Source organism: Marinomonas sp. BSi20584, assembly GCF_002792415.1.
Classification (GTDB): Bacteria; Pseudomonadota; Gammaproteobacteria; order Pseudomonadales; family Marinomonadaceae; genus Marinomonas; species Marinomonas polaris.
The window spans coordinates 41662-61418 of sequence record NZ_KZ454879.1 but is presented as its reverse complement, the minus strand read 5'-3'; the positions used below and the strand labels follow the sequence as shown (position 1 = coordinate 61418).

The following is a 19757-nucleotide window of genomic DNA, read 5'->3' as shown; positions in this document are numbered from 1 at the left end:
TTATCGATCCTTTAACCTTTTTAAGACATTGAGAGTTTCAGTGTCGATAAGTTGTTGTTCTAAAGAGCGGCTTTTCTCCCCTAGAAATCGATCAAAGTCACCTTCTGGTACTGATTGAATATAGTGCTCAAGCTTCTCATGTAGGGCGTCCCGAAATCCTAGATCACGGCTTGCCATACGGATACGAGCGTCTTCTATAGCAGGCTTTAGAAAAGGATTAGATTCTGCCGCAGTGATCATATTGTCCAATTCTATTGGTTTGAGCATTCGACCTAATTTTTCTGATTCTTGTCTTAATTGCACAGCAAGTCCATGTTCAAAACTAGCAATGGCTTTTAGAACTTCTGTGTACATTGTTTCACGTGTTTTATCTTTATCTGCTAAACGTAGTACTTTCTTATATTCAGTGGCATTTTCACAGAATACAGCTTGGTAAATTTTATCTGTGTAAATGGCATATTTAAAATGCCCCATATCTAGACAGTCTTTCAAGGCATCAGTAAATTGTTTGCGGTAGCTTTCTTCCATGTATGCTGTAGGTAAATAGTCTTTGTCACGCTGATTTATATATTTTGTATGACCTCCAGCCTTTTCAGCAATTATATCAATCACAAGATCTAACATACGACTACGAATAGCTTTTGCTCGATCGCTCTCTGTGACCAGCATTGCTAGATTGAGCAAAGCTCGAAAGGAAAATATGCCAAGTGACGGTGCTTTAGGGCTTATGTCGACGACATTTGTGTCGTTAACATACATTAAACGTAAGGATTTCAATTGTTTACCTTTTAAAACCCGATAGCCATTTGATTTAAGCTCATCAGAGTAACCACTTAAATAGCGATCAATAGTACGTTCATCAATAGTAAGAATGTCTGCAGCCTGTTGTTTGGTAAAAACAGTTTCCCCATCGAAAGCTAATCCACCAAGTTGAAAATTAGATTCCAATTGGCTGAGTGCGTAGGGGTTGTTAAGTACATTTTTTCGTGCGACTAATGAGTTTGTAAGATCTTTATTCATTTAGTTACCTGCATCAGTTATTCCTTACTAATCAATAAACTGAAAAATATTCAGTCAATCGAATTTGCTGATTTTTTGTCTTCACTTCCCAATACAAAACGAGCCGAAGATACGTCCTAGCAGGTCATCGCTGGTGAAAGCGCCGGTGATTTCGCTAAGAGCTTGTTGGGCTTCTTTGAGATCTTCAGCCAGCAATTCCCCTGCGCCGTAGCCGTGGAGTTGTTCGTTGCCTGCGTCTAAGAAGCGGTTGGCTTTGTTAAGTGCTTCGATATGGCGACGACGAGCGATAAAACCACCTTCAGTCGTGCTGTCGAAGCCCATGACGGCTTTTAGGTGTTCAGTTAAATCAGTAACGCCCTCGCCTGTTTTTGCCGATAGAGAGACAACAGGGACGCCTGAAATCATTTCAATACCCGTGCCTTCTTTGGTTAAGTCGACTTTGTTACGCACCAAAGTTAGGTGTTTGGTATCGCCGAGTTTTTCCATGAATTCTGGCCAGATTTCGCTTGGGTCTTTTGAATCTATCGATTGGCTGTCAACCATCATTAGAATGCGATCGGCTTTGCTGATTTCGTCCCATGCGCGCTGAATACCAATGCGCTCTACTTCGTCTGGGCTATCGCGTAAACCGGCTGTGTCGATAATGTGCAGCGGCATGCCATCTAAGTGAATGTGTTCGCGCAACACGTCACGAGTAGTTCCTTCGATATTGGTGACAATAGCGGATTCTTTGCCAGACAAAGCGTTTAACAAGCTGGATTTACCAGCATTTGGGCGCCCTGCAATAACCACGTTCATACCTTCGCGAATCAAGGCGCCTTGGTTGGCTTCTTTGAGTACTTCTGCCAGTTTAATTTGAATGCCAGCCAGTTCCGCGGCGACTTTGCCGTCACCGATGAAGTCGATTTCTTCTTCTGGGAAGTCAATCGCGGCTTCCACGTAAATACGTAGGTGAATCAAGGCTTCAACCAGCTCGTCAACACGTTTCGAGAAAGCGCCTTGTAAGGAGCGTAACGCGCATTTAGCTGCTTGCTCTGACGTACTGTCGATCAAGTCAGCAATGGCTTCTGCTTGGGTTAAGTCCATTTTGTCGTTCATGAAAGCACGTTCGGAGAATTCCCCCGGACGAGCTAAACGTGCGCCAAGTGCCACACAATGGCTAAGCAGCATGTCCATAATCACTGGGCCGCCATGGCCTTGTAGTTCGAAGACGTCTTCGCCAGTGAAGGAATTCGGGCCTGGAAAATATAAGGCGATGCCTTCATCAAGCTGTTCTTGATCCGTCGTTTTGAAAGGCACGTAATGGGCATAACGTGGTTTAGGTTCGAAGCCGACAATTTGCTTGGCGATGGCAAGGCTTTTTGGGCCGGATAAACGAATGATCCCCACGCCACCTCGGCCAGGAGCGGTGGCTTGTGCGGCAATCGTGTCTTGGTCTGTGGCGTATTGGAAATCGGTCATAATCAAACTCTGTGCGATAAAAGAAAATAAATAGCGGTTGCTGTCATTGTCCGTTAGCAAGACAAGCATGGCAATCTAAACGTAAAAAAGGCCTCCCAATGGGAAGCCTTTTTAATCGAAACCTAAGCCTGTTTAGTATCAGACTTCTCTTTCGATGCGTTTTGTAATCACATACTGCTGCAATATCGATAAGGTGTTGTTCGTTACCCAATATAGAACCAAACCAGCTGGGAACCACAAGAAGAAGATGGAGAATGCCACTGGCATAATCTTCATGATTCGAGCTTGCATAGGATCTGGAGGCGTTGGGTTAAGTGATTGTTGAACAAACATACTAATACCCATCAAAATTGGTAGGATAAAGAATGGGTCCATCACTGATAAATCGTGAATCCATAGGAAGAATGGCGCATGACGCAATTCAACGGATTCCATCAATACCCAGTACAACGAAAGGAAAACCGGCATCTGAACCAAGATAGGCAAACAACCACCCAAGGGGTTAATTTTCTCTTTCTTGTAAAGCGCCATCATTTCTTGCGACATTTTCTGACGGTCGTCACCATGCTTTTCTTTCAGCTTGGCAATTTCAGGCCCGAATTTACGCATTTTCGCCATTGAACGGTAGCTTGCCGCTGATAACTTGAAGAAAACAGCTTTTACACAAACCACGATCAAGATAATCGCAATACCCCAGTTGATAACGAAAGACTGGATCAGTGTTAGCAACCAGAAAAGCGGTTTAGCCAACCACCATAACCAGCCGTAATCAACGGTTAGATCAAGGTTTTCTGCTGTGCTTTCTAGGTGATCTTGTAATTTTGGACCAACATAGAAAGTTGAGCTCAACGTACCTTGTTTACCCGGTGCTATTTCAACTGGCGTGCCAGTAAAACCGATGATGTTAAAGTCACCATTAGTACGAGCTTGCAAGGTTACTTTTTGGCCCTGTTCTGGAATCCAAGCAGAAACGAAGTAATGCTGAAGCACCGCAACCCAACCTTTGGTAGTGGTTGTTTTGATAGGATCTTCTTTCATGTCAGAGAAAGAAACCTTGGTGTATTTCGTTTGCTCATCAGAAATCGCGCCACCTAGGTAAGGCTGTAAGCCCATGCTAGTCGCTTTGCTTGGATCTGGTGTGTTGTCACGTTTGATCTGCGCAAATAAGTTACCGCGCCAAGTGCTTGATGACGTATTGTCTACCGTGATCAATTGGCGAATACGGTACTTGCCTTTCATAAAGCGGAAGGTTTTCGTGTATTTCACGCCTTTTGCATCAGTGTAGTACAGATTCACATCAAGAGAATCTTCACCATCAGCTAAGGTGTAAGCCGTTTTTTCAGATTGGTAAACTGGACGACCTTCAGGAGATGCGTCTGGACCATCTTGACCAACTAAACCACTTTGAGTCACATAAGTGCGCTCGCTGCCATCTTCTAAGATGACAAATGGATCAGGCTGGCCTAATTCTTTTTTGTATTGAAGAAGAGCGGCTTCAACTAAGTCACCACCGACAGGATTGATCGCAACGCGAAGGGTATCGGTTGTTACTTCAATCAATTTTCCTGGTGCGATTTTTGTCACACTTTGCGGAATTTCGGCATTGGCTTCGCTTGTGCTTTGAGTCGCCATAGGCAAATCATCGCTCATTTGAGAGTTTGTCTCAGATTGAGACTGTGTGCTTTGAGCTACGCTTTGAGTGGACTGAGGGCCATAATCTTGGCTCCACTGTAAAAACAGCAGGTAGCCACTGATAGAAAGCGCACCCCATAAAAAGTAACGTCTGAAATCCATGCTATTCAACTAATTTGTTTGGTTGGACAATAGGTTCACAGAACCCTTATAAAAATCACGCGCTATTAAACCAGCCTTTGGCAGTTTTTTCAGCCTATTTCTGTCTAGATTGATCGCGTTTTTTATTTTGAGCAGGTTTTAGAGCTTTTTTTGCCAACTGATCCCATGCTTTGTCGAGACGGTTGTGCAAATCGGCGTTTTCCAGTTCCTTAATACCTTGTCGTGCTAAGAAGACAATATCAAGACCTGAAAGAGGAATTTTGTGGTGACGAAAGGAGTCACGCACCAAACGTTTGATACGATTCCTGCCTACCGCGCGTTTATCCGTTTTCTTAGACACAATAAGACCCAACCGAGTTTGGTCATCATCTCGTTTTCGTGCCAATAAAAGGAATTCGCCTGCGAAGACTTTGGAGGAGGTGTCGTTAAAGACAGATTGATAATCCCCGGCATTCAGAAGTCTGACATGCCGAGGAAAACAATATTCGTTCATCTGCGTACTTATGCGCTTAGAACCTTGCGGCCGCGAGCACGACGACGAGCGATAACTTGACGTCCGCCTTTAGTAGCCATACGAGCACGGAAACCGTGATTGCGTTTGCGTTTTAGAACGCTAGGTTGGAAAGTTCTTTTCATCTTAATTCTCTCACTGAATGCAGTGTTTGAGTTTTGAGGGTTAGCGACCGCCAAGCCTCTACATTTGATTGGTCAAATCAGGGCGCGGATTTTAGAGCCTTTCCTTAGTAAATTCAATGCTTAGCACAGCTTAATTAATAAAAAAATAGCTACACAATCCATTAAACACTTACACACAGACTTCTACCTCACTGGTGGATAAAGAATATTTTATAAAATTATCTTATCCACAAGAGCGGTTTTTTATTAATTTATGTGTATAAAAATCAAAATGATAAAAACTTTTCCACTTGTGGGTAAGGTTAAAATAAACCGCCATCAACATGTGTATAAGTAATGTTGTTATGCACACAATGTTTTTTTATCTACCGCTGTGTATAACCTCATGTGTTATTAACATTTCTACTATTAACCTATGAGTTACGTTTTTTTCTAATTATGTGTGGATAACTTTAAGGGGCCGATGTAAAATCCGCTCCTTGTCTGTCACTCAACCAGGGAGTACGTCTACAGTGTCTTTGGAGCATTGGAATCTTTGTCTGCAGCGCTTGCAGGGTGAGTTTTCCACATCTCAGTTCAACACCTGGATTCGTCCATTGCAGGCTGAAATGATGCCGAATGGAGAATTGTGCCTAAGTGCACCAAACCGTTTTGTGTTGGATTGGGTGAGTAACAAATATCAAACGCGCATAAAGGAATTATTGTCTGAATTTGCTGGCGATGATCTTGCACCTGCTTTAAAGCTAGCGGTGAAAGCTCAAAATTTTGCCCAAGCGAATCAGATGTCTCCTCCACCTCCTCCGGTCTCAAGTGAACCGGCTATTAACCCTTTAAATAATGAAGTGGCTAGAGAATCTGGCTATCGTCCGGGTTTTGGCTTAATGGATGACGAAGAAGGCAGCCCAAATGCTGACCTTGAATTTGAAGCACCATTAACTTTGTCGGGTACTGGATTGCGTGGCGAGCTTGAACCTTATGAACAGGGCCAACTGCCATTAACGGCACCCAAACGTAAAGTACAAGTAGAGGGTGGTATTAACCACGGCGCGAATCTAAATAATTCGTTTACCTTTGATAACTTCATCGAAGGTAAATCCAACCAGCTCGCTCATGCTGCGGCATTGCAAGTCGCTGAGAATCCAGGCGGTGCTTACAACCCTCTCTTTATATATGGTGGGGTTGGCTTGGGTAAAACTCACTTAATGCAAGCCGTTGGTACTGAAATGATGCGTCATAATCCGAATGCTAAGGTGGTTTACCTGCATTCTGAGCGTTTCGTTGCCGACATGGTAAAAGCCCTACAGTTGAACGCGATTAACGATTTCAAACGTTATTATCGTTCTGTGGATGCTTTATTAATCGATGATATTCAATTTTTTGCCGGTAAAGATCGTACGCAAGAAGAGTTTTTCCACACCTTTAATGCTTTGTTAGAAGGTGGTCAGCAGATGATTTTGACCTGCGACCGCTATCCAAAAGAGATCCAAGGTTTGGAAGATCGTCTTAAATCGCGTTTTGGTTGGGGTTTAACTGTTGCGATTGAACCGCCGGAATTAGAAACACGTGTCGCCATTTTGATGCGTAAAGCAGATGAAAGTGGCATCAAGTTATCTTATGATTCTGCATTCTTTATCGCTCAGAAAATACGTTCAAACGTACGTGAGTTAGAAGGAGCGCTAAAACGTGTTATCGCTAACTCGCACTTTACTGGACGAGCAATTACGCCAGATTTTGTCCGCGAGTCTTTAAAAGACCTTTTGGCCTTGCAAGATAAGCTGGTAAACATCGATAATATCCAGCGAATTGTGGCGGAATACTACAAAATTAAGATCAGTGATCTGCTGTCGAAACGTCGTAGCCGGTCTGTTGCTCGTCCTCGCCAAGTGGCGATGTCATTAGCAAAAGAATTGACCAATCATAGCTTGCCAGAAATTGGCGATGCATTTGGTGGCCGCGATCATACGACAGCCTTGCATGCGATTCGCAAGATTAAAGAACTGCAAGATACGGATTCTGATATTCGTGAAGACTACAAACAATTGATGCGAATTCTGACCACCTGATGGTCTAAGACTTTGAGTTTACGAGGAAAATAATGAAATTTTCAGTCGTCCGCGAGACACTTCTTAAGCCACTTCAACTAGTGGCAGGCGTTGTAGAGCGCAAACAAACCATGCCTGTCTTGGCCAATGTGTTGGTAGAAGTAAAAGACCAACTATTAACGCTTACCGGTTCTGACTTAGAAGTTGAATTGGTAGGTCATGTGCCATTAGATGAGTGCGAAGAAGGCCGTATTACCGTGCCAGCCCGTAAACTCATGGACATTTGCAAAAGCTTACCAGACAGTGCGGTAATTGAATTCACCTTGGATGACCAAAAAGCGGTTATTCGTTCAGGTCGTTCACGTTTTAGCTTGTCTACTTTGCCAGCAGATGAATTCCCGAATATCCAAGATATGCAAGGCGATTTAACGGTTTCTATCGCACAAAATAGCGTACGTCGTTTGATCGACCGTACGGGTTTTGCGATGGCGAACCAAGATGTGCGTTATTACCTTAACGGTATGTTGTTAGAAGTGGCTGACGGTCAGTTACGAGTTGTAGCAACTGACGGACACCGTTTAGCGACTGCTGTTGAAGATGCTCAAGTGAGCGGTGATTTAACGCAAGTTATCGTGCCTCGCAAAGGTGTTTTGGAACTAAACCGCTTACTAAATGATACAGATGAAGTAGTTGAGCTAACGATAGGTACAAACCATATTCGCGCGAAAGTAGCAGAATATGTGTTTACCTCTAAATTAGTTGATGGCAAATTCCCTGATTATCATCGTGTTATTCCTCGTAATAATGAAAAAATTGTCATTGCCGATCGTTTGGAATTACGTCAAGTATTTCTACGTGCATCGATTCTTTCCAACGAGAAATACCGTGGTGTGCGTTTGATTTTGTCTAACGGCATGTTGCAAGTGTTTGCCAATAACCCAGAGCAAGAAGAAGCCGAAGAATCCGTATTGGTGCAATACCAAGGCGACAATATGGAAGTGGGCTTCAACGTGGGTTACTTGTTAGACGTATTGGGTGTCGTAGACTCTCAAGAAGTACGTTTATCATTGAACGACTCGAACAGCAGTGCCTTGATCGAAGAAGCACAAAGTCACGCAGCACAATACGTTGTGATGCCGATGCGTCTATAATCATCGCTTAGATGATAGACCTATCACCCGCTTGGTGATTTAGTTTTCTAAAATGCCAAGTGGGTTGTCTTCCCTCCCCCAATTAAGGTTTAAGAGTTATGCCGCTGGTGCGTTTGGACATCTCTCATGTTCGCAACCTTTCTAGTGTGCGCTTTGAACCTTCGCCTCAAGTGAATGTGATTGTTGGCAAAAATGGCAGTGGTAAAACCTCCATATTGGAAGCCATTCACCTATTGTCGTTTGGGCGTTCTTTTCGTAGTCACAAACACAAAACCTACATTCAGCATGAAAATGAAGCCTGCATTGTCTTTGCACAGCTTCATCAAACGCAAGGCAGTCCGATTCGTGTCGGTTTGCAGCGTCATCGCGATGGTCAAATTGACGTGCGGATCCAAGGGCAACGAGCGCAATCGGTCATTGAGCTTGCTGAGCGTCTTCCTGTTCAGCTGATCAACCCCGATGCCTTTCGATTATTAGAAGGTTCTCCGAGCATTCGACGTCAATTTATCGACTGGGGGACATTTCATTACGATAAAGACTTCATTCAAGCGTGGCGAGGCTGGCAAAAAGCATTAAAACAGCGGAATACCTTGCTTAGACGTGGTAAAATATCCCTCAGTTTATTGGCGGCATTTGATCAGGAATTGATCCGACTGGGTGAGCATGTCAACCAATCTCGCAAAGCGTATGTGGAAAAATTAACGCCGCATTTTGTGAAGGTCTTATCGCTATTAACCACAGAGCTTTCGGTGAGTTTGCAGTTCTTTCAGGGCTGGGATGCACAAAAAAACTTACAGATGGCGGTTGAAGCGGGACGTGAGCGAGATATCGAGTTAGGTTATACGCACACAGGCCCTCAAAGAGCAGATTTACGTGTGAAAACGGCGACGGGAGATGCGTTAGATACGCTGTCACGTGGCCAACAAAAACTTGTCGTTTCCGCGTTAAAGATTGCTCAAGGACAGCTACTGATTGATATGGGTCGCCCTCTGGTATTTTTAGTGGATGATTTACCAGCAGAGTTGGACGCTAACCACAGACAGAAACTTTGTCAGTTGTTGGAGTCATTAAACAGCCAAATTTTTATTACCAGTGTCGAGCCTGACACAACGGATTTTACTTGGGCCGACACCACAGACGTTCGTCAATTTTCTATGACTAATGGCGAATTGTCTTTATTGAGCAAAGGTTTGCAGGAGAGTTAAATGAGTGAAAATAAATACGATTCGTCCAGTATCAAGGTGCTCAAAGGGCTAGATGCCGTACGTAAACGCCCTGGCATGTACATTGGCGATACTGACGATGGCACCGGTTTGCATCACATGGTGTTTGAAGTCGTGGATAACTCCATTGATGAAGCCCTTGCTGGTCACTGTGACACGATCACGGTACTGATTCATCCAGATGAATCGATTTCTGTTTCGGATAACGGCCGTGGTATTCCGGTTGATATACACGAAGAAGAAGGCGTTTCTGCCGCTGAAGTTATCATGACAGTACTTCACGCTGGTGGTAAGTTTGACGATAACTCATACAAAGTTTCCGGTGGTCTTCATGGTGTAGGTGTTTCGGTTGTAAACGCCCTATCTGAAGCGCTTACTTTGACCATCCGAAAAAATGGCAAAGTATACGAACAGCTTTATGTACATGGTGTTCCACAAGCACCATTGGCCATTGTTGGCGACTCTGATGGCAAGGGAACAACAGTTCATTTTAAACCTTCTCCTGCTACTTTTAACAATATCTTATTTGTTTATGACATCTTGGCTAAGCGCCTACGTGAATTGTCATTCTTGAACTCGGGTGTTGCGATTAGACTCAAAGATGAGCGCTCTGGCAAAGAAGATTTCTTTAACTACACCGGTGGTTTGCGTTCTTTTGTTGAGCATTTGAATACTAACAAAACACCAATCAACGATATTTTCCACTTCATCTGCCAGCGTGATGACCTAGAAGACGGTATCGCCGTAGAAGTCGCATTGCAGTGGAACGAAGGCTTCCAAGAAAACATCTACTGTTACACCAATAACATCCCACAACGCGACGGTGGTACTCACCTTGCTGGTTTCCGTGGTGCTTTGACTCGTACTCTAAACACTTTTATTGAGAAAGAAGGTCTAGCGAAGAAGCAAAAAGTGGCGACAACAGGCGATGACTGCCGTGAAGGCTTGACTGCTATCGTATCGGTGAAAGTGCCAGATCCTAAATTCTCTTCTCAGACCAAAGACAAACTTGTGTCTTCTGAAGTAAAAACTGCCGTAGAACAAGAGATGACCAAGCGCTTCTCTGAGTTCCTGCTAGAGAAACCAAACGAAGCCAAAATAATCGTTAACAAAATGATCGATGCGGCTCGTGCGCGTGAAGCAGCGCGTCGTGCTCGTGATATGACGCGTCGTAAAGGTGCGTTAGACATCGCTGGTTTGCCAGGTAAATTGGCCGATTGTCAGGAAAAAGACCCAGCGCTTTCTGAAATCTACCTAGTGGAGGGTGACTCTGCAGGTGGCTCGGCAAAACAAGGTCGTGATCGTCGTACGCAAGCCATTTTGCCTCTTAAAGGTAAAATCTTGAACGTCGAAAAAGCCCGTTTTGACAAAATGCTGGCGTCTGTTGAAGTTGGCACCCTGATTACTGCATTAGGTTGTGGTATCGGTCGTGACGAATTCAACGCCGACAAATTACGTTACCACAGCATCGTTATCATGACCGATGCCGACGTCGATGGATCGCACATTCGTACCTTGCTTTTGACCTTCTTCTTCCGTCAAATGCCAGAAATCATCGAACGTGGTCACATCTTTATTGCACAACCGCCTTTGTTTAAAATCAAACGTGGCAAGCAAGAACAATACATCAAAGACGAAGCTGCGATGGACCAACATCTAATCGAAGTGGCGCTAGATGGTGCTCATATGCACGTCAACGAAGATGCTCCAGGCATCCAAGGTGAGCATTTGGCGAAATTAGTACGTGATTACATTCACATTGAAGCCGATGTTGAACGTTTGTCTCGTGTGTATCCAAAAGATGTAATGGGTAAACTTCTGTACTGCAAAGCGTTAACACAAGAAGATTTGACCAAAGAAGCAGCGGTTATGGAATGGGTTGAAGCTATCCGTAGCCAAATGCCACAAGATGCTCGTACTGGTTTCCGTTTTGACTTCTCTGTAGAGAAAGACGATGAACGTAATATCTACTTACCAGTAGTCGATATCATGTCTCATGGTGTATCGAACCGTTACCGTTTTGAAGGCACTTTCTTCAACTCACCAGAGTACAAACGTATTGTTGCTATGTCTGAAACCGTAGCGGAATTGTTTGGTGAAGAGTCTTATATTCAACGTGGTGAACGTCGTGAAGCAGTGCACACCATTAGCGACATGAAAGCGTGGTTGATGAAAGAAGCGTCTCGTGGCATGACTATCCAGCGTTATAAAGGTCTGGGTGAGATGAACCCTGAGCAACTTTGGGAAACCACTATGGACCCAGAAGCGCGCCGCATGCTTCGCGTTACCATCGATGATGCTGTTGCTGCTGACCAAATGTTCACAACCTTGATGGGTGACGAAGTAGAACCACGTCGTAACTTCATCCAAGAAAACGCCTTGAACGTAGCGAACCTAGACATTTAAGTCTTAGTTTGCTCAATAAAAAAGCGGTTAGAGTGAAAGCTCTAACCGCTTTTTTTATACTTAATTTTTTATACCCAAATTTAGGTGTAAAAACTTACAACGCCGCCTTGATGCTGTCTTCAATGGACGTCGTAGGACGGCCAATTAGCGTTGATAAGTCTTTGCTGTCACTGAACAAGCCGCCTTTGGCTGCGCCAGCTTCTGAATCTGCAAGAACCGCTGCAAAGCCCTCTGGAAGGCCAACACTTACAAGAATCTTGGTGAACTCTGTTTCAGGAACATTTTGGTACGCAACGGTTTTGCCTGATACTTTGCTAATCGCTGCAGCGTATTCGCTTAGTGTGAAGGAGTTGTCACCCGCTAGTTCGTATACTTTGCCAGCTTGTCCGTCTTTAACCAGTACCGCGGCAGCGGCAGCGGCATAGTCTGCACGTGCTGCAGTAGACAGTTTTCCATCTTCAGCACAACCCACAACACCATGCTCTAGTGCACCTGCTACGCCCATTGTGTAGTTTTCTGAGTACCAGCCATTGCGAAGTAGTACATAAGGTACGCCAGATTTCGCTAACAGATTTTCTGTTTCTACGTGTTCTTTTGCCAAAATAAGAGGCGATTTGTCCGCGTTTAAGATACTGGTGTAAGCAATCAAAGCGACGCTAGCTTGTTTAGCTGCATTGATTACGTTGCTGTGCTGAGCAGTACGTTGACCCACTTCACTTGAAGAAACTAATAGTACTTTTTCCACGCCTTGCATTGCTGCAACAAGAGAATCAAGGTCGCTATAATCCGCTTTGCGAACTTGAATGCCCTTTTCTGCTAAATCGACGACTTTCTCTGGGTTACGAACCGCTGCCACGATTTGGTTTGCTGGTGTGGTGTTTAAAAGGTTATCTATAACTAAACGGCCAAGTTGGCCAGATGCGCCAGTAACTAAAATCATAATATTCTCCTTTGAGTTTTAAGTTGATGGAAGTAGAATATATCACTAACAAACTTTTAGTAAGTACGTACAAAAAGGTAAGTATGGAAAATAATTTACAAACTTCACAGAACGGCATGTCGCGCTTATTTGATAAAGGCGATGTGTTTTCAGACAAATGCCCTTCACGTGATATTTTGAAACATGTCACCAGTCGTTGGGGTGTGTTGGTGTTGGTTGCTCTTAAAGATGGTGACACACAGCGCTTTAGTGAATTGCGTCGTAAGATTGTGGGTGTCAGTGAAAAGATGCTCGCGCAAACTCTTCAAGCCTTGGAATTAGATGGCTTTGTGTTACGTACTTCTTATCCTGTGGTTCCGCCTCATGTGGAATATAGTCTGACGGATTTAGGGCTAGAAGTGTCCGTTCGAGTGGCTAGTTTGGCTGATTGGATTGAAGACAATATTACCGATATTTTGGCCATACAATCACAACGAAATGAAGAGTTAGTTTCTTAGATTCCTATTTATTAGGCTTTAATTTGAGAGTAAGTACTTACACTAAGTTACTTTTTATAACGACCACTTACCTTTATCAACGTTGATTAATTGCATTTTGCTGTTTTTGTTTGGCGCTTTTTGTGTGCAGTCTTGGGCAGTTTGTACAGAGCTCTCCGCCGTCACGGCGAAAGTGCAAGCAGCAAGTATGACGCACAAAAACAGGTGTTTCTGTTTCTTGCTGACTTAGACCAGCAAGAGGTTTTAATGGCAAATTCATCCCCTGCGCCCAAAGTTGAAAATCCGTTTCTAGGTTGTATTTTTGCTCATCGGGCAACAAATTATTTATAGCAATTAACGCACTCATTAACTGATCAGCAAGCAAACCTTGATAAAGTGCAGGTCTTCCACCAAAGGCATCAACATGAGCTGTTTCAAAGGATTGGAACATCGTATTGAGCTGTTCACTGGCTGTTTTTATCAGCGTCTTGTGACTTCCCTCTTGCCACATTCCATCGGGTAAAAAATACCCAGCGACCATCTCGCCACTTTGCTTTTGTTCTATTTCTTGCAAGCGCAACGGCACAGCTTTGAGCTGATAAACGCAAATCATCGCCAGATAGATTGGTTGCCAGCAAGCCAACCCCCAACATCGAATACGCCAATAAGGCGCACCCGTTTCTGGGTGCGCCTCTTGTAGTGTTTCATGTAAAACAAGCAATGCTTGCTCTGGCTCTTTGGCTGATAAGTTGGTTGTGCTTTGTTTTTTATCAGACAAACTTTCTTGCCCATCCAGCACAGCAATGTAAGATCTTGCAATGTTGAAAAGACGATCTATAGGCCTTTCGATTTTTCTATACCTCTAGTATTGCTGCTAAGTTGTGCTATGAAATGTTTAGAACTCATATCGTGCACTGACTTCGAAGGCTCTTTCATCTCCGAACCAGCAGTTGGATTCGTCGTAGCAGCTGTAATAGGTTTCATCAAATACGTTGCTCATCGAAAACCTGACACTGGCTCCTTGCCATTGCGCAGACAGCATTGATAAGTCGTAACCTATGGATAAATCGACCAATGTAAAAGACGGTACGGTATTAGAATTTGCTGCGTCGAGCTGCATTTGGCCAACATAACGTACGCCTGCACCGAGTGATGTACCGGCTAATCTTCCTTCGGTTGGCGTATAAGTTAGCCAAGTATTAAATTGCTTTTTGGGTACCCAAACCGGCGTATTACCTTCTATGCCGCTGTTGTCTTTGGTGACTTCAACGTCTTGAAGTGTATAGGCGGCTTTTACGGTAATGTCAGATGTGATTTCTTTTTGTAACTCAAGTTCGATACCGCGAGATTGCATTTCTCCTACTTGAACTTTTTGGCTGTAGTCTGTGCTGTCTGGATCGCGGGTAAGCACATTACGTTTAGTGATCTCAAAGGCGGTCGCACTGGCGGTAATATCTCGTTTTTTGTATTTTAGGCCGGCTTCCCATTGATCTGCGGTGGAAGTATCAAAGGTCTTTCCTTTGCTGTCTGAGCCTGTGACAGGCTCGAAGCTTTGGGCATAGCTAATGAATGGCGCTAGGCCATTATCAAATTCATACAGTGCGCCGGCTCGACCACTAAATTGGCTCTGATCGACTTTGGTGTTTGTTATATTTCCGTATTTACGACCCTTTTCAGTTGCTTTAAATTGATCGTAGCGGCCACCGGCAATAAAGACCCACTGATCAAGGCGTATTTGATCTTGCAGATACACGCCCGTTTGTTCTTTGTCGATAGTGAAATCGCTGCTGTAACCAGACCCAGCAAAATCAAGGTTATCTCTAATAATCTGGTCGTGATTTGGGTTATATAGATCGATGCTAGGCGCTACAGCATCTTCGTATATAACGTCAGATTTGAGCTTGAGGTAATCCACGCCGACCAAGACATTATGTTCGGCATTGCCAATATCAAAAACGCCTGAAAATTGGTTGTCTATATTGATGCCTTCCGATTTTTCATCAGTCAGGTAAGCACGACGATTTAGAGTTCTTTCATCACTGTCTAAAGAGGAAGAGTAAGTGTTCTCTTGGTAAACTTTTGCTGTAGTGAAACGAGCATTTTGAAGAAAGCTCCAAGTATTATTTATTTTATGGTCGAGTTTATAGCCAAGTAAAAGTACATCTCTGTCGTAGGTTTCCCAGTTTGTGTCGCCCGCATAAGCATCTGCAGACAGTTTTCCATTGGTGCTGCTATAGACGGTCCCTTTTGATGGCAAGGTAGAATAAATACCCATGCTTGGATCTTTCTGATAATACAGATTGAGGTTAAGCATAGTGTCATCACTGATTTTCCAATCAATAGAGGGCGCTATCATGATGCGTTCTTCTTCTGATGTTACAGCTTGTCCGTCTTTTTTACGAAATAGACCGACGACGCGATAGTTCATTGTGTCGTTAATCGCTCCAGTACTATCGATTTGTGTTTCGCGTTTATTATCGCTGCCTAATGTTACTTCCACACTATGTTGGCTTTCAGATTGAGGCGTTTTACTGATGAGGTTCACCATGCCCCCAGGAGGCATAGCGCCATAAAGTGTTGAGGTCGGGCCTTTGAATACTTCAACTTGTTCTACCGCTGCCATATCGATTTGTGGTTGTAGGTTCCAATCGTTATAGAGTAATTGCAGTCCGTCATAATAGGCTTTGTCATTTTCAAACCCTCGGATATTAAAAAAATCCAATCGTGTTACCGCACCGCCACGTAATTCAGTGTTAATACCTGAGGTGTATCGAACAGCTTCCGCAACGGTTTCCGCGCCTCTTTGTTGTAGTGAGCTTTGTTCAATCACTGAAATAGCTTGGGGTGTTTCTTCTGGATCTAATTGGGTTTTTGTCGCTGTATTTCGATAAGTCTGCCCCTTTACCACTAATGCGCTTAATTGATCTTCTGAGCTTGTATCTGTTGCTTCTGACGTATCAGCTGCGAGAGAGTAAGACGGCACTGAGGTAATTGCTAAAGCAAGCAAAGTGAGTTGGAAATGCACAGACGGTTTCATGTTAACTCCGGAAATAGAATAAAACAATATTGATAATGAATATCATTCTACTTTTATTGGAAATATAAAACTTAACCTTTTGGTGCATCTTCAGTAAGAGGAAGAGAGAGGAAGAAATCATTGGATTAGATTATATAAAAGCTATCTTGGCTTGATCGGAAGCCAATATTCCATATAGCTCTGAGGACTGTTTGGATCGTAATCAGGCTCGTAAATTTCTAATTCGTAACCTTGTACTCCGTAATAATTGGACTCAGGTAACCATTGGTAGATAAACCACTCTAGTGCTTTTTCGACTGCTGAAGATTTTCCATAAACGGGAATGACGGCATATTCTTGAAGTGGAACCTTCACCGTATCTAGTAGAATGGTATTAAATGGGTTGGCGCCACTAAAAATGGTTGGGGATGATGTTTTTATTGGCTCTAAGTACCCGGCCCAATAAAGCATTTGATCTGGATGTTGGGCATGGTCCTGAGTGTCTATTATGCCAATTGGACGATAGCCTTTTGTAACTGTCTTTACTTCTGAAATAACTTGAGACCAAAGCCGTGGAACGCGTTCTGAAAAATTCGGAGAAGCTGAAAATAGTCCCCGAATCCAATCGTATCTGCCTTGAATGTGAAAACCATCGCGACTTTCAATACGTATTTGAGTGAATGTTTTTGGCGTCTCTGTCTGGGCTTTATTAGGGCATCTATATTGTAGTGGCGTACGTAATCCATGACGTTTTCCACGTTGTCGATAATCCCTAGGGGTACAGTTGAACATTTGTTTAAAGGCGCGGGAGAAGCTTATTTCCGAATCAAAACCACATTGCATCGCAATATCTACATGCCTATTTTTACTTGATAGTAACAGTTCGGCTGCTTTGCTTAAGCGTAATTCCCGAATGTATTGAGCAACGCTAAGACCAGTTGCTTGACCAAATACTCGTTGAAACTGCCAGCGCGACCAGCAGCTTTTTTCCGCCAAGCCAGTGACATGAATAGGTTCATCCAGATTTTCGTGGATGTAGTCTAAAACCTTTTCTATGCGAGTAAGTCTGTTTTGGTTAGCCATAAGTCGATTTATGAAAAATAATAATCATTATTATCTATTTTATTTTTAATGCCAATCGATTCTATGGTCGTTAGAGATTTTGTTATTGGTGGCTATTAATTAATCAAGTTGCGTGATTAAATCAAAATCATCTTTATACCATTCAAAAATAATATTTAAAATGGATGTTGCCCGATGAAGGAATTAACTCGAACTGCGCTGTATTGTGCCATGTTTATTGCTGTCGGCGCGGTCGCGGGCTTGCTAGGACCGAGTTTAATTTACTTGGCCGACTTAATTGATGCCTCTGTTGCTGAAATCTCAATTGTTTTTACTGCGCGTGCCATAGGTAATATTCTCGGCGCTTTGTTGGCGGGGAGGATGTTTGATCGCTGGCAAGGTCATCATTACCTTATCGTAATGCTGCTCTGCATGATTACCGGATTGGTGCTGGTGCCGTTCTCGACTGGATTGTCGATGCTGGTGGTGTTGTTTTTCTTGCTAGGCGCGACAGAAGTATCGGCTAATGCGGGTGGCAATATGATGATGCTGTGGCTGCATAAAGAAAAAGTTGGCTCTTATGTCACCATTTTACATTTGTGTCACAGTGCTGGATCTATGCTTGCACCCTTGATTTTGGTGTTCGCTCAGTGGACGGGTCATGGTTATGGCGCAGGTTATTGGATGGTGGCGCTTTACGCTTTGCTTCTACCGTTGTTGTTATGGCGACAACCGAGTCCAACCTTCGAAGTCCGAGCCAGTGAAGTAGTGCCAGCGACAAAACAAAAAGCGACTTTTTTGGCATTTCTAACTGTCATTTTCTTATATGTGGGTTTTGAAATAACTATCGCTGGTTGGATCAGTACTTATGCTGTTCTGTCTGGTGAAGATCAAAATACCGCGGCTATTTTGGTTACTTGGTTCTTTGTGAGTTTGTCGTTGGGTCGTTTGTTCTCGGTATTTTTGTTGCGTTGGATTACGCCCCGACAAGGTATCTATGGTTTGCTGGTGGTGAGTTTCAGCGGAAGTTTGATGATGATTTTTTCCGATGCTTCGTTAGTGGTGATTGCCTTGTGGTTGGGTTTGGGATGTTCGGCATTTTTTCCAATGTTGTTCTCCTATGCCAACAGCATTATGGCGCTCAATGGCAAACGTACGGGGTACGTTTTTGTGTGTTGTGGATTAGGTGCTTTGGTGGCACCGTCGTTAACTGGGCCAATTATCGAGGTCTTTAGTGCTGCAGCGTTTCCGTATCTTTTATTGGTTCTAGCGTTATTAATGGTGTTTAGTTGGCAGAGATTGGCTGGGATGACGCGAGGCAGTTAGCTGTTGCATTCGAATACCTTGTTAGTGAATGTCCACTAACAAGGTATTTTTTTAGATTGTAAATTCTCTAAATCCGGTTAGCTGTATTTGTGCAGTGTCGCAATGGTGAATGCGGCAAGATCTGTGTAGACGCTGAATGGGAAGTCTATCGTCTTGTACTGCGTTTCACGGCCCTTTCCTGTTAAAACCAATACTGGTGAACAACCACGAGCATTTCCTGCCTGAAGATCTCGTAGAGAGTCTCCGACCATAATGGCTGGGTTGTCTTCGAATGATAAGCCTAGTTCTGCTTCAATCGCTTCAATCATACCGCTTTTGGGTTTGCGGCAGTTGCAGTCATCATCTGGGCCATGAGGGCAGTATTGAATGCCATCCACTTTACCGCCTTCTGCTTCGACTAGCGCGGTCATTTTATCGTGCATGGCATGCAGTGTGGCTTCGTCATAATAGCCACGAGCAATGCCTGATTGGTTAGTTACCACAAAGACTTTAAAGCCTGCTTTGGACAATGCCGCAATGGATTTAATGCTGCCAGAGATAGGCTGCCACTCATCGACAGATTTTACATAAGCGTCTGAGTCTTGGTTAATGACGCCGTCTCGGTCTAATAGAATGATGGGTTTAATTTGCGCCATAGGAATGCCTTTTTTGAATTACGTTGTTTGTTTCGTTACTATTTCATCATGGTGTTGAGCGTTATTTTGCTTCACCAATCGCTGCGAAGATGGCGTTACGACAGGTGCGGCTAAGATCATTTGGCGCTAGGCCAATATCCAGTCCTCGTTGTCCGCCGCTGACATAGATTTTTTCAAACGTCTGTGCACTTTGGTCAATACAAGTGATGAGGCTTTTCTTTTGCCCTACTGGGCTGATACCGCCAACCAAATAACCAGTAAGTCGCTCGGCATCTTTCACGTCTGCCATGTGTAATTTTTTAACGCCTAGCGCACTGGCAGCTCGTTTTAAATTTAAGGTACCAGTCACTGGCACAATGGTGACGAAGGTATTTTTGTCGTCGGTGACTAATAGAGTCTTGAACACACAAGAAGGATCGAGATTGAGTTTCTCTGCGGCCTCTTCGCCAAAATTAGAACAATGTGGATCGTGTTCATATTCGTGAATACTAAACGCAATCTTCAGTTTTCTAAGTTGGTTAATCGCCGGTGTCACTGTCTTGATCCTTATGCGTTATCTAATTTTAGCG

Annotated in this window: 17 protein-coding genes; 6 read left to right on the top strand and 11 right to left on the bottom strand. The window is 43.7% G+C overall.

Annotated elements, in window-relative coordinates:
- The 5 genes from TY87_RS11765 to rpmH all read right to left on the bottom strand — a co-directional run bounded on the left by TY87_RS11765 (window position 1) and on the right by rpmH (window position 4911).
- Window positions 1–1020 (bottom strand): DNA-binding protein, encoded by a 1020-nt coding sequence (locus TY87_RS11765; protein WP_100187223.1) that lies wholly within the window; start codon window positions 1018–1020, stop codon window positions 1–3.
- An 81-nt stretch (window positions 1021–1101) separates the two neighbouring features.
- Window positions 1102–2481 carry a tRNA uridine-5-carboxymethylaminomethyl(34) synthesis GTPase MnmE gene (gene mnmE, locus TY87_RS11760; RefSeq protein ID WP_100187294.1) on the bottom strand — a complete coding sequence of 460 codons (1380 nt, stop codon included), beginning with the start codon at window positions 2479–2481 and terminating at the stop codon, window positions 1102–1104.
- Between the two features lie 138 nt (window positions 2482–2619).
- Window positions 2620–4275 carry a membrane protein insertase YidC gene (gene yidC, locus TY87_RS11755; protein ID WP_100187222.1) on the bottom strand — a complete coding sequence of 552 codons (1656 nt, stop codon included), beginning with the start codon at window positions 4273–4275 and terminating at the stop codon, window positions 2620–2622.
- Between the two features lie 94 nt (window positions 4276–4369).
- On the bottom strand, window positions 4370–4768 hold the full coding sequence (gene rnpA, locus TY87_RS11750) for a ribonuclease P protein component (RefSeq protein WP_100187221.1): 399 nt from the start codon (window positions 4766–4768) through the stop codon (window positions 4370–4372).
- Between the two features lie 8 nt (window positions 4769–4776).
- The gene (gene rpmH, locus TY87_RS11745; protein ID WP_012072147.1) at window positions 4777–4911 is read right to left on the bottom strand and encodes a 50S ribosomal protein L34; all 135 of its coding nucleotides are present in this window, start codon (window positions 4909–4911) and stop codon (window positions 4777–4779) included.
- Window positions 4912–5423: 512 nt separating this feature from the next.
- Between rpmH and dnaA the strand changes: the two genes are divergently transcribed.
- The 4 genes from dnaA (at window position 5424) to gyrB (ending at window position 11733) form a co-directional block, all read left to right on the top strand.
- A complete protein-coding gene (dnaA, locus tag TY87_RS11740) occupies window positions 5424–6974 on the top strand; it encodes a chromosomal replication initiator protein DnaA (RefSeq protein WP_072839314.1) in 1551 nt (516 codons plus the stop codon).
- Window positions 6975–7006: 32 nt separating this feature from the next.
- On the top strand, window positions 7007–8104 hold the full coding sequence (dnaN, locus tag TY87_RS11735; protein ID WP_011977840.1) for a DNA polymerase III subunit beta: 1098 nt from the start codon (window positions 7007–7009) through the stop codon (window positions 8102–8104).
- Window positions 8105–8202: 98 nt separating this feature from the next.
- A complete protein-coding gene (gene recF, locus TY87_RS11730; RefSeq protein ID WP_100187220.1) occupies window positions 8203–9309 on the top strand; it encodes a DNA replication/repair protein RecF in 1107 nt (368 codons plus the stop codon).
- Window positions 9310–11733 carry a DNA topoisomerase (ATP-hydrolyzing) subunit B gene (gene gyrB / locus TY87_RS11725; RefSeq protein ID WP_100187219.1) on the top strand — a complete coding sequence of 808 codons (2424 nt, stop codon included), beginning with the start codon at window positions 9310–9312 and terminating at the stop codon, window positions 11731–11733.
- A 94-nt stretch (window positions 11734–11827) separates the two neighbouring features.
- Here gyrB and TY87_RS11720 read toward each other — a convergent pair whose 3' ends face one another.
- Window positions 11828–12673, bottom strand: a complete 846-nt coding sequence (locus TY87_RS11720) for an SDR family oxidoreductase (protein ID WP_100187218.1) — start codon at window positions 12671–12673, stop codon at window positions 11828–11830.
- Between the two features lie 83 nt (window positions 12674–12756).
- Here TY87_RS11720 and TY87_RS11715 point away from each other — a divergent pair, with 83 nt between their 5' ends.
- A complete protein-coding gene (locus tag TY87_RS11715) occupies window positions 12757–13170 on the top strand; it encodes a winged helix-turn-helix transcriptional regulator (RefSeq protein WP_100187217.1) in 414 nt (137 codons plus the stop codon).
- A gap of 76 nt (window positions 13171–13246) precedes the next feature.
- Here the strand turns inward: TY87_RS11715 and TY87_RS11710 are convergent, their stop codons facing one another.
- The 3 genes from TY87_RS11710 to TY87_RS11700 form a co-directional block, all read right to left on the bottom strand.
- Entirely contained in the window at window positions 13247–13969 is a 723-nt protein-coding gene (locus TY87_RS11710; protein ID WP_269777511.1) for a siderophore ferric iron reductase, read from the bottom strand.
- Between the two features lie 75 nt (window positions 13970–14044).
- On the bottom strand, window positions 14045–16186 hold the full coding sequence (locus tag TY87_RS11705) for a TonB-dependent siderophore receptor (protein WP_100187215.1): 2142 nt from the start codon (window positions 16184–16186) through the stop codon (window positions 14045–14047).
- Window positions 16187–16327: 141 nt separating this feature from the next.
- Window positions 16328–17248, bottom strand: a complete 921-nt coding sequence (locus tag TY87_RS11700) for an AraC family transcriptional regulator (RefSeq protein WP_100187214.1) — start codon at window positions 17246–17248, stop codon at window positions 16328–16330.
- Window positions 17249–17422: 174 nt separating this feature from the next.
- Between TY87_RS11700 and TY87_RS11695 the strand changes: the two genes are divergently transcribed.
- The gene (locus TY87_RS11695; RefSeq protein ID WP_100187213.1) at window positions 17423–18553 is read left to right on the top strand and encodes an MFS transporter; all 1131 of its coding nucleotides are present in this window, start codon (window positions 17423–17425) and stop codon (window positions 18551–18553) included.
- A gap of 77 nt (window positions 18554–18630) precedes the next feature.
- On the opposite strand, the gene gmhB is transcribed toward TY87_RS11695, so the two are convergent.
- Window positions 18631–19188, bottom strand: coding sequence for a D-glycero-beta-D-manno-heptose 1,7-bisphosphate 7-phosphatase (gene gmhB / locus TY87_RS11690; protein WP_100187212.1), 558 nt, complete (start codon window positions 19186–19188; stop codon window positions 18631–18633).
- 61 nt (window positions 19189–19249) lie between these two features.
- Window positions 19250–19723, bottom strand: coding sequence for a Cys-tRNA(Pro) deacylase (gene ybaK, locus TY87_RS11685; protein ID WP_100187211.1), 474 nt, complete (start codon window positions 19721–19723; stop codon window positions 19250–19252).
- Window positions 19724–19757 lie beyond the last annotated feature (34 nt).